A 13050-nucleotide genomic window follows, 5' to 3' on the forward strand; every position below is an offset into this window, starting at 1 on the left:
GATCTGTGATGAACAGGTGGAGATGAAATCAGGCGTTCAGATGATGCGCTTGCAAGGCCCGGGCCAGCGTAGGGACCATGCTGACCGCGTTGGTGGCATGAGGGATGCAGTCGGTGCTCCAGATCTCCGCGACGCCGGCTTCGCGGATACGTTCCACCGCGTCCCCGGCAAACAGGGCGTGCGTGACCGCCACATCCACCGAACGCGCACCAGCCTGAAACAAGGCGTGTGACGTCTTGACCAGGGTATGGCCGGAGCTGGCCACGTCGTCCATCAGCACCACCGCACGCCCATCCACATCGAGGTCTTCGGGCAAAGCAATGCTCACGTTTCGGTCGCCATGCCGCACCTTGCGGCACACGCCGTAGGCCCAGCCGTGACCGGCGGCGGCCTGCTCCACCCACTGCATGGCTTCTTCGTCCGGACCGATGAGCACCACATCGCTGCGCCGCTGCGCCACATGGGCGGCCAGCACCGGCGCGCCGCTGAGCGCGACGGCCACCGGCACCGGTACGGCTTCCTGCAAAGTGGCGACACGGTGCAGATGCGGGTCCACCGTCACCACGGCGTCAAACAGCCCCGCGAGAAAACGACCGACGATGCGCTGGCTGACCGCCTCTCCCGGGGAGAAGGCGATGTCCTGTCGCATGTAGGCCAGATAGGGTGCCAACAGGGTCAACTTGCGGACACCGAGGTCCCTCGCGGCGCCCGCCAGCAGCAGAATTTCGGTCAGCCGCTCGTTCGGGTACTCCAGGCCTCGCCACAGCACCACACAGGGCGGCAAGCTAGCGGGCAAGGTGAGCTTGATCTCGCCGTCCGGGAAACGGTGCCGGGCCACTGTCGCGTGCGCCATCCCGCAGGTCTGCGCCAAGCTGACGGCCCTTTCGCGATCCTCTTCAAATGACAGCACCATCCCTGGCGTGGCGTCGTGTGCGGGCATCCTCAGAACTCCACAAAGACTTGGGGTACCTCGTCGGCGCTGCCGATGCGGTACCCACTGTGGCGAACGGTGGCCTGGCGTGCAAATTCGAGATCGGCCGGATAGCTGGCATGCACGCGATAGAGCACATCCCCTTCCGACACCACGTCCCCCAGCTTGCAGCGCAGATCGACACCGGCCGCTCTCACCTTGGGTGCACCGGCCAACCGGGCAATTTGCGCCACCTGCAGGTTGTCGATGCCGGTGACCACACCTGCGCGAGGAGCCCTGACTTCCAACTGGAGCTTGCCCAGGGAGGGATGCTTCCAGTCGAACGCCTTGTCGCCCTGCGCGTGGATGATGGCCTCCATCCGCGCGAGGGCGCGTCCTGAGTCCAGAATGTCCCGCGCAATGGCAAAACCATCCCCTCCCCGCACGTCCGGACTGCATTCGATCAGCCGCCCCGCCAGCCTCAGGGACTTCTGCCGCAGATCGTTGGGTGCGTCGGGGTCGTTCTCCAGCACCTGCATCACATCCCGGGCTTCCAGAACTGGACCGACTCCACGTCCGACGGGCTGGCGCCCGTCGGTGATGACCACATCCAGCGACAAGTGCAGGCGCTGCGCGACGTACTCGAACAGGCGCCGCAACTTCTGGGCTTCGGGCATCGAACGGACCTTGGCGGTGGGTCCGATCGGAATGTCCAGCACCAGATGGGTGGAGCCCGCAGCAATCTTCTTGGACAGGATGGAGGCCACCATCTGCCCGGGTGAATCGATGGACAGCGGACGCTCGACCGAAATGAGCACATCGTCGGCCGGCGAAAGATCGGCCGTGCCGCCCCAGCTCAGACAACCCCGATGCTGCCTCACGATCTCGGTCATGCGGTCAAACGGTAACTCCACGTTGGCCAGCACCTCCATGGTGTCGGCCGTGCCCGCGGGCGAGGTGATCGCACGCGATGAGGTCTTGGGGAACACCAGGCCGTAGGCCGCCACGATGGGCACTACCAGCATCGAGGTCCGGTTGCCCGGAATGCCCCCGATGCAGTGCTTGTCCACCACCAGGGGCTCGCGCCAATCCAGGCGACGGCCACTGGCGATCATGGCTTCGGTGAGGAAATACACCTCCTCACGGTCCAGCTCGCTGCGGTTGCTGGCCACCACAAACGCGGTCAGCTCGATCTTCGAATAGCGCCGATCGGCGATGTCCTGCACGATGGATCGGAAATCCTCTCGCCCCAGACGTTCGCCATTGATCTTGCGAAACAGCGCGGGAATCGACTCGGGCGGCTCGGCCTGGGACACCGACGCGGGATGCCCGTCAGGTACTTCCAGCTGGGCGAACGCATCCTCCGACACCCCCAGCTCATCGCACCCGACGATGGACGTGTCATCCACGACGTTCAGGGTCGCCAGGATCTCGCGGCCATTGGCCTTGACTTCCACCTTGGACAGCGCCTGAAACCCTTCAGCCCGGTAGACCGCGCAGTCGCGGTGCAGGTAGGCCACGTTCTCATGATAGGTGTCGATGGCCACACGCCTGAGCTTCAGTCCATTGGTTTTAACCGGCGCAGCGGCGGCACAAGGAGCGGTTGGTTCAGGGTCTTTTTCTTGAGAGGTCTGCATATGCCCTCAACAATACACCGGCGGCGGATCGGGTGTCACCATGACTACACTGATAGCGCAAAACCGGTGTACCGTGACACCCAGGAATGGAGACAGGACATGAAAGCCGAACAGAACGAAAGGCTGACCCGAACCGGGCCAGGCACCCCCGGCGGCGAGTTGCTGCGCCGCTACTGGCAACCTGTGGCACTGCTCGACGAGTTCGATCCGGCGCTGGACCCCGCCATGGGTGTTCGCCCGGTCAAGGCGGTGCGCCTGCTGGGTCAGGATCTGGTGCTGTTCCGGGACGCGCAAGGCCGTTTTGGCCTGCTCGATCGCGACTGCCCGCATCGGGGTGCCGATCTGGCCTACGGACGCAACGAAGGTGACGGCCTGCGATGCCCCTTTCACGGCTGGAAGTTCGATGTGAGCGGTCAATGCACCGAGACACCTGCCGAACCGGTGGGCAGCACCCTGTGCACCCGCATCCGGCAACGCAGCTACCCGCTGATCGAGAGGGCGGGCGCCCTCTTCGCCTGGCTGGGCCCCGAGGAACAAACACCGCCACCTTTTCCGGCCCTGGACTGCTTTGAAGCGCCAGCCTCGCACAGCTTCGTGCTCAAAGGACTGTGGCACTGCAACTGGCTGCAGTCGTTCGAGGTCGGGATCGATCCGGCGCACGCCTCCTACCTGCACCGATTCTTCAACGATGCGTCACTGGAAGACAGTTACGGCAAGCAGTTTCGTGGCGCCAGTGCCGGCGACGTACAGGGTGAACGCTGGCCCATGACCAAGGTCATGCGGGAGTTCGCGCGTCCGGACATCGCTTTCGAGGCCATGCCCTGGGGCTTGCGGCTGACCGCCTTGCGCCCGATGACCGACGACCTGACCCATGTGCGCATCACCAACGCGGTGTTTCCGCAGACCTTCGTCATTCCCCTGTCCGAGACCATGACGATCACCCAGATGCATGTGCCTGTGGATGACACCCACAACTACTGGTATGCGTTCTTCACCAGCTTCGATGCGCCCGTGGACAAAAAGACCATGCGCGACCAGCGATTGCAGGCGGTCACCCTGCCCGACTACATACCCAAAGCCGGACGTCACAACCAGTGGGGCTTCAACCCGCAGGAGCAGCAGACCCGCACCTACCTGGGCATGGGCGAAGACGACATCAACGTGCATGACCAGTGGGCCTGCGAGAGCATGGGCGCGATCCAGGACCGCACCCGGGAGCACCTGGGCACGACCGACAAGGTCATCATGGCCCACCGGCGCCTGATGCTCCAGGCCATGGAGGCCCTGACGCGCGGAGAACCCGTACCAGGCATCGGCAACCCGGTGCTCCATGAGCAGATCCACGGGCCCGACACGGTTGACGGCATTGCCCCGGCGCAGGACTGGCAAACCTGGTGGCAGGCGGCGGTGCAACACAAGCGGGACAAGGCACCCTGGCGCAATCCACTGGCCAGCCAGCCCGAAGACAAGGCGGTCACATGACCCATTTCGCCCATCGATGCGGCGTACATGACGCCGACCGGGAAGAAGCGTGCGTGGAACTGGCCGCCCGGCTGGATGCCTTCGGCATCGAGCGCGTGCGCATGGGCTGGTGCGACGCCCACGGTATGCTGCGCGGCAAGACGCTCATGGCCAAGGCGGCTGTGCGGGCATTGCGCGATGGCATCGGCATGGTCGGCACGCTCATGCTCAAGGACACATCCGATCGCACCGCATGGAAGGTCTTCGAGCCAGATGGAACGGACGACCTGCCCGGCTTTGCCGGTGCCTCGAACCTGATCCTTCTGCCGGACCCGCGCAGCTTGACCGTCCTGCCCTGGCAATCGCGCACGGCCTGGCTGCGCTGCCAGCCCTGGTTCATGAACGGGACGCCAGTCCCGCTGGACACACGCTTTCAACTGGAACAGGCACTGCACCGCCTGGCGAGCCGAGGTCTTGGCCTGAAGACGGGACTGGAGGTGGAGTTCCATATCTACCGCATCGTTGACGAGTCCGACCAGCTCGACCCGATGCAGGCGTCCTGGCCCGGCCTCCCGCCCGAGGTGCGCATGATCCATCCCGGCTACAACCTCCAGTCCGAAGCCATGATCGACATGGCCGACGAGCCGCTGGACATCGTGATGCGAACCGCGCAGGCCATGGGGCTTCCCCTGCAATCCCTGGAGATTGAACTGGGCCCCAGCCAGGTCGAGGCCGTGTTCGATGCCACGGACGCCATGACCGCCGCCGACCAGATGGTCCTGTTCCGCAACGGCGTTCGCCAAGCCCTCAGACGGGCCGGCTATCACGCCACCTTCATGTGCCGGCCGCCGTTCCCGAGCATCATGTCCAGTGGCTGGCACCTGCACCAGTCGGCGTTCGATCTGAAGACCCGTCAGAACGTCTTTGCCAGAGACAGCACCGGTGACACATCACCGGATGACGCGAGACACACACTGTCTGACACAGGCGCCCAGTGGCTGGCTGGGCTGTTGGCCCATGCCCCGGGCATGACGCCGCTGTGCACATCCACGGTCAACGGATTTGGCCGCTTTCGCCCCAACGCGCTGGCACCGCAATCGGTCATCTGGGGCAAGGACAACCGCGGCGCCATGTTGCGGGTGGTCGGGTCTGCCGGCGATCCGTCCACACGCATCGAGAACCGCGTCGGCGAGCCCGCCGCCAACCCTTACCTCTACATGGCATCGCAGATCCATGCGGGACTGGATGGGTTGGACCGCGCGCTGGCGCCGCCGCCTGCCTGCGACAATCCCTACAGTCCGGACTTGCCGGCACTGCCAACCTCATTGGCTGGCGCCCTGGTCGCCCTGCTGTCCGATCGGGTGCTCAGTGATGGTTTCGGTGCCGATTTCCTGCGGTACTTCAACCAGATCAAGCGCCATGAGATCGTCCGGCACGAAGCGGCGGAAGACAAGAATGACTTCGAGCGCCGCGAATACTTCGCCCGTACCTGACCCCTCACTGTCATGACCTCCATCCAGATCCATCTCATCCACCCCGACGGCAACCGCCAGACGCTCCAGGCCCGGACAGGCCATAGCCTCATGCAGGTGGCCGTGGACGCCAATGTCGACGGTATTGACGCCGACTGCGGCGGAAGCCTCACCTGCGCCACCTGCCATGTTTTTGTGGAACCTGAGTGGGCATCACGTCTGCCAGCCGCCAGCAAAGACGAGCAGGGACTGCTGGATTTCACCGCCACACCCCGGGAAAATGGAAGCCGCCTGAGCTGCCAGATCAGCCTGACGCCCGAACTCGACGGTCTGACCGTGCGACTACCCTCGGCCCAGCATTGAGTGTCAGCAGCCCTGCGGGCACCCTCTGGTTTCTTGTTGACACCCCCATCCATCGAGGCAGATTTGAACTACGTCTTTCCTCCCTCTCCTGTGGTCTCGGTCCCCGTTGTCGGGCGTTCCGAGCGTTTCCCGGCCCATCGCGTCTACTGTGTGGGCCGAAACTACGAAGAACATGCCAAGGAGATGGGGTTTACCGGGCGCGAGCCTCCCTTCTTTTTCCTCAAACCCGCTGACGCCGTCGTGGCCGCCGAAGAGGGGCAGGCCATCGAGATCGCCTACCCCAGGTTGACCGGCAACCTCCACCATGAGCTGGAACTGGTGGTGGCTATCGGCAAGGGCGGACGGTGCATCGCGGCCAAAGATGCTTTCGACCACGTCTTCGGCTATGCGGTGGGACTGGACATGACGCGGCGCGACCTGCAGAACGACATGAAGAAGCAGGGGCGCCCGTGGTGCATTGGCAAGGCCTTCGACCAGTCCGCACCGATCGGCCCCATCATGCCCAAGGAACGTGCCGGCGATATCGAACGCGCCGACATCTGGTTGCAGGTCAACGGACAGGACCGCCAGCGCAGCAACGTCAGCAAGCTGATCTGGAACATCGCCGAGACGATCGAGCATCTGTCGGCTGCGTGGGATCTGCAGGCCGGTGACCTGATCTATACGGGCACCCCCGAGGGCGTGGCGGCGGTGGTGTCTGGGGACACCCTGCTAGCCCATGTGGATGGCCTGCCGCCACTGACCACACGGATTGCCTGACGGCAGGGATTGCCCCGATGGCGATCGCCGGCTCACTGACGATACTGTCGCATGCATGACAGCGCCCGCGCTGTCCGACCTTCAATTCACCGGAGATACATCCAATGATCCAACGCCGCACCCTCCTCCAGTCCGGTGCCGCCATTGCCCTGGGCGCACCCGCGCTGGTCGGCTTTGCACAGCAGAGCGTCACGCTCAAGTTCCATACCTTCATGGCGCCCCAGTCCAATGTCTGGCTGAACATGCACAAGGCCTGGATGGACAAGGTCACCAAAGACTCCGAAGGGCGCATCAAGTTCGAAGGCTATCCGGCCATGCAACTGGGCGGCTCGCCCGTGCAGTTGTATGACCAGGCCAAGGACGGCGTTGTGGACATCGTCTGGACCCTGCCGGGCAACACGCCGGGACGGTTCCCGCGAATCGAGGTCTTCGAGCTGCCCTTCATGATGAATAACGCCGAAGCCACCTCCAAGGCTTTCTGGGAGTACGTGCAAACCGTGGCCAAGGACGAGTTCCGCGAGGTTCAGCCCATCGCCTTGCAGGTCCACGGCCCCGGCATGTTCCACATGAGGGACAAATTGGTGAAGACCGCGGATGACCTCAAGGGCTCCAAGGTCCGCGGCCCGACCCGCCAGATCACCAAGATGCTGGGTTACCTGGGTGCCACGCCGGTGGGCATGCCGCTGCCCCAGATCCCTGATGCCTTGTCCAAAGGCGTGATCAACGGGTGCGTGATCCCCTGGGAAGTCGTCCCGTCCGTCAAGGTTCACGAACTGGCCAAGTTCCACAGCGAGTTCGATCCCGCCGGTGGCGCCCTCTACACCACCACTTCATCATGGCCATGAACAAGGCCAAGTACAACTCACTGCCCCCGGATCTGAAGGCCGTGATCGACAAGAACTCGGGGCTGGAGACATCCGCTTGGCTGGGCAAGGTGCAGCAGGGTGGTGATGTGCCCGGACGCGAAGCCGCCGTCAAGAATGGAAACACGATCCACACCATTCCCGCGGCCGAAGCCCAGGAGTTCCGCCGCAAGGCCCGCCTGGTCGAGGTCGAGTGGATGCAGGACATGGATAAGCGGGGATTCAACGGCAAGCAGTTGCTGGAGACCGCCAAGTCCCTGATCGAGAAGCACGGCAAGAAGGCCTGATACCTGCCTTGCTCACTCGGCATCCCGGGGGTCCGACAAGGACCCCTTTCTGTTTGCCCCCTACACTTCGGGTATGCAGCGCCATCAGATCAAACACTGCCGGGAATGCGGCTCGCCCGTGGTCTATCGACTGCCAGACGATGGGGATACCCGCCAGCGGGCGGTATGCCCCCAGTGCCAGACCATCCACTACGAGAACCCGCTCAATGTCGTCGGCACCGTCCCCTATTGGGGCGACACCGGTGAGTACGTTCTGCTGTGCAAGCGAAACATCGAGCCACGCTGGGGCAAGTGGACACTGCCAGCCGGCTTCATGGAACTGGGCGAGACCACGGCACAAGGCGCCCAACGCGAGACCGACGAGGAGGCGGGAGCCCTCATCGAACTCGGAGAACTGTTCACCCTGATGAATGTGGCGCGCGTGGGACAGGTCCATCTGTACTACCGGGCGCGTCTGCTGAGCACGGATTTCAATCCGGGCCATGAAACGCTGGAAGCGCGCCTCTTTACAGAGGCCACCATCCCCTGGGACGAGATCGCGTTCCGAACGGTTCGGGAGACCCTGGAGTGCTACTTCTCAGACCGGCGCCAGGGCACCTACGGATTTCACGTGCGGGATATCGTCTGAGCTGAGCAACCTGCACGGTGGTCGGACAGAATCTGCTCGATCAGCTGGTCTTTCTCGGCCCATTGGTGCTGCATCCAGCGGCCAATCCTGACCCGCAGAGCCTTGTCCACGCCCGGGTCACCACCGACCAGATCGGCCGGAATGGGGCGCTCCTGCACGCGAACCACCACCGCGCCCACCCGACCACACATCAGGTCCCAGAACGTGGGCGTGCCATCCGGATACACCAGCGTCACATCCAGCAACGACTCAAAGTACTCACCCATCGAGGCCAGTGCCACGCTCAATGCACCAATCTTGGGTTTGAGCAGGTGCCGATAGGGACTGGATTGCTGCGCACGCTTCGCATCGGTGAAGCGGGTGCCTTCGACAAAGTTGATCACCGATGTCGGCAATGTCTTGAACTTCTCGCATGAACGCCGTGTCGCTGCCATGTCGCTGGCCTGGGCTCCCCGGGACTTGCCCCGCTTCATGAACGGAAAGTCCAGCGCCCACCAGGCCAGACCGATCACCGGCACCCAGATCAGCTCCTGCTTCAGGAAGAACTTCAGAAACGGAATCCTCCGGTCAAACACCCGCTGCAACACGAGGATGTCGACCCATGAACGGTGATTGGGTGAGACAAGGTACCAGCCCCGGGCATGCAGGCCCTGCGTTCCGATCACATTCCATTGCACATTGCCCACCGCCAGCATCCACCAGCTGTTGCGACGTACCCAGCCGCCGGCCAATCCATTGAGCATCCTGTCGGCCAGACGACGCACGGCGGGCAACGGCAACACCAGCTTGGCCAGCGCTGGCGGAATCATCAGGGAGAAAGTCACCAGCGTGTTGACCCCGAGGAGAAGGCCGGCAATCACGCCACGAACGGGTGCGGGAAGCAATCGGAACATGAAGAATCCAGAGGACCAGGTGCGAACACCAGACGGACGAAGCGGCGATTCTCTTCTGTCTGCAGTCTTCGGAGCTTGTGCCACATCAAGCCGCATTCATTGGTGTCACCATCCCGGCGTCGCAAAAACAAAAAAGCCCGAAGTCGTGAGACTCCGGGCTTTCCGCGTTTTTGGTCGGCGTGGCGGGATTCGAACTCGCGACCCCTTGCACCCCATGCAAGTGCGCTACCAGGCTGCGCTACACGCCGACAAGACTTAAATTATAGCGTGAAAATTTGGTTTCAGAAACTGAGCGAAAGCATTTCTCGGATTTCCTGAAGTTCCTTGCGCAAGCTCTGCCACTGTTGCCGCTCAGCCTCGAGTCGGCCCGCCTCCACCATCGCCGCACCACCAAACTCCGACGACGGCCACTCGCTGTCAGCCCCATCCATGACCGTATCGGGAAACGCCGAATCACCCGAGTCAACCCCCTCGCCTTTTCGACGCTCGCGCTCGGACTGCGCAAATTCCTGGAGCTTGTTGCGCGCCCCGCTGATCGTGAACCCCTGGTCATACAGAAGTTCACGTATGCGCCGGATCATCAGCACCTCGTGGTGCTGGTAGTACCGCCGGTTGCCCCGGCGCTTCATCGGACGCAGCTGCGTGAACTCCTGCTCCCAGTATCGGAGCACATGCGGCTTGACGCCGCACAAGTCCCCCACCTCACCAATGGTGAAGTAGCGCTTGGCAGGAATGGGGGGAAGGATTTTCTCCATGAAAATCAAGGCGGTAGAAACCGAACCTTGAAATTTACTCGAACAATGGACCTGCTGCACGCACAACCGTCGAAAATCCGTACAAACTGTTGCAGATAACTATCAGGCACGCAAAATGTTGCCGAATTAAGTAAGAAGGCCCGGCATCAGTTGGCCGGGCCTGTTTGGTAAGCGGGACAAAAACACCCACTCAACCGCCCGAAGGCTCTGGGGCACCGCCTGACGCCTGGACCGCGTCCTTGAGTTTGGGGCTGGCGTGGAAGGTCACCACCCGACGGGCTTCGATGGCAACTGGCTCCCCGGTGCGCGGGTTTCGGCCAGGGCGGGCCGCCTTGGTGCGGATCTGGAAATTGCCGAAACCCGAAATCTTCACATCGCCCCCCTCCACCAGGCTGTCCGTGATCAGATCGAAGAAGGCATCGATCATGTCCTTGGACTCGCGCTTGTTTAGGCCAATCTGGTCAAACAGCATCTCCGCCAGTTGCGCCTTCGTCAGGGCAGGCGTTTCCAGGCTTTCGACAGCCAGTTCCATGTGCGTTCTCCGTGAGTGTTGTTATCGATTCGCCCGCTTCAGCGCAGTCTTGCACCGACGTGGGCCGTCAGGGCCTCCACGGTCGACCGAACCGCACCGTCGATTTCTTCGTCGGTCAGTGTAGCGTCATCGCGGCTGAGGGTCAGACGGACAGCCAGACTCTTTTCGTCTGCAGACAGACCGCCGCTGATGCTGCCGTCAGCAAGTTTTCTGGGCCGGTAGACATCGAAAAGAATGGCATCCCGCAGCAGGGCATTGCCGGTCGAGCGAATGGCCTGCATCACTGCAGCATGCGTGACGGCTTCCTTGACCACGATGGCGATATCCCGTTCCGCGGCCTGATGGCGGCTCACGGTCCGGAAGGACGGCACCTGCCGGGCAAGCACCGCGTCAAGGTCTAGTTCGAACAGAACAGGCGCTTGTGCCAGCTCGTAGCCTTGACGCCACTTGGGATGCAACTCGCCCACATGACCTGCACACCGCCCGGCAAGCCACACACTGGCACAACGCCCCGGATGCATGGCAGGATGCTCGGCTGGTCGGAACTCCGGCTGAAGCGGTGCCAGCAAGGCCTGCACGTCTCCCTTGACATCAAAGAAATCCACCGCGCGATCGGTGCAGCCCCACTGCAGGCTGTCCAGTGCGCCATAGGCCAGCCCAGCCACCCGCATCGGCTGGTCAAAACCGGCGACCGTGCTGTCGCTGTTGGAGACACTGGGGTCCTTGAAGAAAACACGCCCCAGCTCGAACACCCTCACCCGGGCCGCCTTGCGGTCCAGGTTGAACTTGAGCACCGCCAACAGGCTGCCCAGCAGAGACGAGCGCATGACACTCATCTGGCTTGCAATGGGGTTGAGAAGGCGCACCGGCTGGGCGTTGCCCGCGAGCTCGCGCTCCCAGCGCTCTTCGACGAAGCTGTAGTTGATCGTCTCCTGATAACCCAGGGCTGCCAGCTGACGCCTGACGGCAAACGCGCCGCGGCGAGCCTCCTCACGCGCCTTGGGCACCACCGGCGCCACCGGCGGGGTGTGCGGCAGGCGCTCATAACCCACCAGCCTGGCCACCTCCTCGATCAGGTCTTCCTCGATCTGCAGGTCAAAGCGGTAAGACGGCGGAACCACCGTGACCACGCCATCCTGCTCGGCCACGGGCAGGCCCAGTCGGGTCAGTGCGTCAACGCACTGCGCCTGCGTGACCGGCATGCCGATCACCTTGGCGGCCCGTGCCACGCGCAGCGTCACCGGCTGCGGAGTCGGCATCTTCACCTGCTGGTCATCGATCGGACCACACACCGTGTCGGGGGTGCCGCAGATGTCGACAATCAGTTGGGTGATGCGTTCGATGTGTTCGACGGTCAGTTGCGGATCCACGCCGCGTTCGAAGCGGTGACCGGCATCGGTGGAGAAGTTGAAGCGACGCGAGCGCCCTGCTACCGCTTTCGGCCACCAGAACGCCGCTTCCACATAGACATGACGGGTGTCATCAGACACCGCCGTGGCATCGCCCCCCATGATGCCTGCGAGAGACTCGACGGCCTGGTCATCGGCAATCACACCCACATCACCATCCACCGTGACGGTGTTGCCATTGAGCAGCTTGAGCTGTTCGCCCGGTTGGCCCCAACGCACATCCAGACCGCCGTGGATCTTCTCAAGGTCAAAGATGTGGGAGGGTCGGCCCAGTTCGAACATCACGTAGTTGGAGATGTCCACGAGCGCGGTGACACTGCGCTGACCACAGCGGGCCAATCGGTCCACCATCCAGGCTGGTGTGGCTGCCCGGGTATTGACGTTGCGCACAATCCGGCCGGAAAAACGTCCGCAGAGATCGGGTGCACTCACCTTGACCGGCAGCTTCTCAGCCAAGCCAACCTCGACCGGTGCAAACACCGGCGTCTTCAGAGGAGCGCCCGTCAAGGCAGACAGCTCCCGCGCCACGCCGTACACCGACAGGCAATGCGCCAGGTTGGGGGTCAGTTTGAGGGTGAAAAGCGTGTCATCCAGGTTCAGGTGCTGACGGATATCCTGCCCCACCGGCGCATCTACCGACAGCTCCAGCAGACCGCCGTGGTCTTCCGACAGCTTGAGCTCACGGGCAGAACACAGCATGCCCTGGCTCTCCACCCCGCGCAGCTTGCCCAGCTTGATCTGGAAGGGTTTGCCATCCTCACCCGGGGGCAGCTCAGCCCCTACCAAGGCACAAGGCACCTTGATGCCCACTCGCGCATTGGGCGCGCCGCAGACGATGTTCAGCAGGCCACCCTGCCCCACATCCACCTGGCAGACCCGCAGACGATCGGCGTTGGGATGCTGAACCGCTTCCTTGATTTCGCCGACCACCACCTTGGCAAAAGGCGGGGCGACAGGACGAAGATCCTCCACCTCCAGGCCCGCCATGGTCAGGGTGTCGGCGATCTGCTGGGTGTTCAGCGGTGGATTGCAGAATTCGCGCAGCCACGATTCCGGAAATTGCATGATCAGTCTCTTTTCT

Annotated in this window: 11 protein-coding genes, 1 tRNA gene and 1 pseudogene; 6 read left to right on the plus strand and 7 right to left on the minus strand. The window is 63.0% G+C overall.

Annotation, left to right across the window (positions count from 1 at the left end):
• Positions 1 to 28: 28 nt before the first annotated feature.
• Both ACFQNJ_RS00780 and ACFQNJ_RS00785 read right to left on the minus strand, forming a co-directional pair.
• Positions 29 to 940: a ribose-phosphate diphosphokinase gene (locus ACFQNJ_RS00780; protein ID WP_382253112.1), complete on the minus strand. Its 912-nt coding sequence runs from the start codon at positions 938 to 940 to the stop codon at positions 29 to 31.
• 2 nt (positions 941 to 942) lie between these two features.
• Complete coding sequence (locus tag ACFQNJ_RS00785; protein WP_382253612.1) at positions 943 to 2472, minus strand: thymidine phosphorylase family protein; 1530 nt, start codon at positions 2470 to 2472, stop codon at positions 943 to 945.
• 174 nt (positions 2473 to 2646) lie between these two features.
• On the opposite strand from ACFQNJ_RS00785, the gene ACFQNJ_RS00790 reads away from it, so the two are divergent.
• From ACFQNJ_RS00790 to ACFQNJ_RS00815, 6 genes and pseudogenes are all read left to right on the plus strand, one after another.
• Entirely contained in the window at positions 2647 to 4029 is a 1383-nt protein-coding gene (locus ACFQNJ_RS00790; protein ID WP_382253114.1) for a Rieske 2Fe-2S domain-containing protein, read from the plus strand.
• A complete protein-coding gene (locus ACFQNJ_RS00795; protein ID WP_382253116.1) occupies positions 4026 to 5501 on the plus strand; it encodes a glutamine synthetase family protein in 1476 nt (491 codons plus the stop codon). Before ACFQNJ_RS00790 ends, ACFQNJ_RS00795 begins: the two co-directional genes overlap by 4 nt.
• Before the next feature lie 12 nt (positions 5502 to 5513).
• Positions 5514 to 5843, plus strand: coding sequence for a 2Fe-2S iron-sulfur cluster-binding protein (locus ACFQNJ_RS00800; RefSeq protein ID WP_382253118.1), 330 nt, complete (start codon positions 5514 to 5516; stop codon positions 5841 to 5843).
• A gap of 63 nt (positions 5844 to 5906) precedes the next feature.
• On the plus strand, positions 5907 to 6602 hold the full coding sequence (locus ACFQNJ_RS00805) for a fumarylacetoacetate hydrolase family protein (RefSeq protein ID WP_382253614.1): 696 nt from the start codon (positions 5907 to 5909) through the stop codon (positions 6600 to 6602).
• A gap of 104 nt (positions 6603 to 6706) precedes the next feature.
• Positions 6707 to 7752, plus strand: a pseudogene (locus tag ACFQNJ_RS00810) (TRAP transporter substrate-binding protein).
• A 73-nt stretch (positions 7753 to 7825) separates the two neighbouring features.
• Positions 7826 to 8380 (plus strand): NUDIX hydrolase, encoded by a 555-nt coding sequence (locus ACFQNJ_RS00815; protein WP_374639209.1) that lies wholly within the window; start codon positions 7826 to 7828, stop codon positions 8378 to 8380.
• Here ACFQNJ_RS00815 and ACFQNJ_RS00820 read toward each other — a convergent pair.
• From ACFQNJ_RS00820 to pheT, 5 genes are all read right to left on the minus strand, one after another.
• Positions 8359 to 9273, minus strand: coding sequence for an acyltransferase (locus ACFQNJ_RS00820; protein WP_374639210.1), 915 nt, complete (start codon positions 9271 to 9273; stop codon positions 8359 to 8361). The two genes, ACFQNJ_RS00815 and ACFQNJ_RS00820, sit on opposite strands and share 22 nt — an antisense overlap.
• 171 nt (positions 9274 to 9444) lie before the next feature.
• Positions 9445 to 9521 (minus strand) — tRNA-Pro (locus ACFQNJ_RS00825).
• A 33-nt stretch (positions 9522 to 9554) separates the two neighbouring features.
• Positions 9555 to 10028 carry a MerR family transcriptional regulator gene (locus ACFQNJ_RS00830; RefSeq protein ID WP_374639212.1) on the minus strand — a complete coding sequence of 158 codons (474 nt, stop codon included), beginning with the start codon at positions 10026 to 10028 and terminating at the stop codon, positions 9555 to 9557.
• A gap of 190 nt (positions 10029 to 10218) precedes the next feature.
• Complete coding sequence (locus ACFQNJ_RS00835) at positions 10219 to 10560, minus strand: integration host factor subunit alpha (RefSeq protein WP_382253121.1); 342 nt, start codon at positions 10558 to 10560, stop codon at positions 10219 to 10221.
• Between the two features lie 38 nt (positions 10561 to 10598).
• The gene (gene pheT / locus ACFQNJ_RS00840; protein WP_382253123.1) at positions 10599 to 13034 is read right to left on the minus strand and encodes a phenylalanine--tRNA ligase subunit beta; all 2436 of its coding nucleotides are present in this window, start codon (positions 13032 to 13034) and stop codon (positions 10599 to 10601) included.
• Between the last annotated feature and the right edge of the window lie 16 nt (positions 13035 to 13050).

It is taken from the genome of Hydrogenophaga bisanensis, assembly GCF_042665135.1.
Taxonomy (GTDB): domain Bacteria; phylum Pseudomonadota; class Gammaproteobacteria; order Burkholderiales; family Burkholderiaceae_C; genus Hydrogenophaga; species Hydrogenophaga bisanensis.

Excerpts from the sequence above, each read along its gene's own strand:
- ACFQNJ_RS00780 (WP_382253112.1), bottom strand. The coding sequence starts at position 940 with ATGCCCGCACACGACGCCACGCCAGGGATGGTGCTGTCATTTGAAGAG.
- ACFQNJ_RS00790 (WP_382253114.1), top strand. The coding sequence starts at position 2,647 with ATGAAAGCCGAACAGAACGAAAGGCTGACCCGAACCGGGCCAGGCACC.
- ACFQNJ_RS00795 (WP_382253116.1), top strand. The coding sequence starts at position 4,026 with ATGACCCATTTCGCCCATCGATGCGGCGTACATGACGCCGACCGGGAA.
- ACFQNJ_RS00800 (WP_382253118.1), top strand. The coding sequence starts at position 5,514 with ATGACCTCCATCCAGATCCATCTCATCCACCCCGACGGCAACCGCCAG.
- ACFQNJ_RS00815 (WP_374639209.1), top strand. The coding sequence starts at position 7,826 with ATGCAGCGCCATCAGATCAAACACTGCCGGGAATGCGGCTCGCCCGTG.
- ACFQNJ_RS00820 (WP_374639210.1), bottom strand. The coding sequence starts at position 9,273 with ATGTTCCGATTGCTTCCCGCACCCGTTCGTGGCGTGATTGCCGGCCTT.
- ACFQNJ_RS00830 (WP_374639212.1), bottom strand. The coding sequence starts at position 10,028 with ATGGAGAAAATCCTTCCCCCCATTCCTGCCAAGCGCTACTTCACCATT.
- ACFQNJ_RS00835 (WP_382253121.1), bottom strand. The coding sequence starts at position 10,560 with ATGGAACTGGCTGTCGAAAGCCTGGAAACGCCTGCCCTGACGAAGGCG.
- pheT (WP_382253123.1), bottom strand. The coding sequence starts at position 13,034 with ATGCAATTTCCGGAATCGTGGCTGCGCGAATTCTGCAATCCACCGCTG.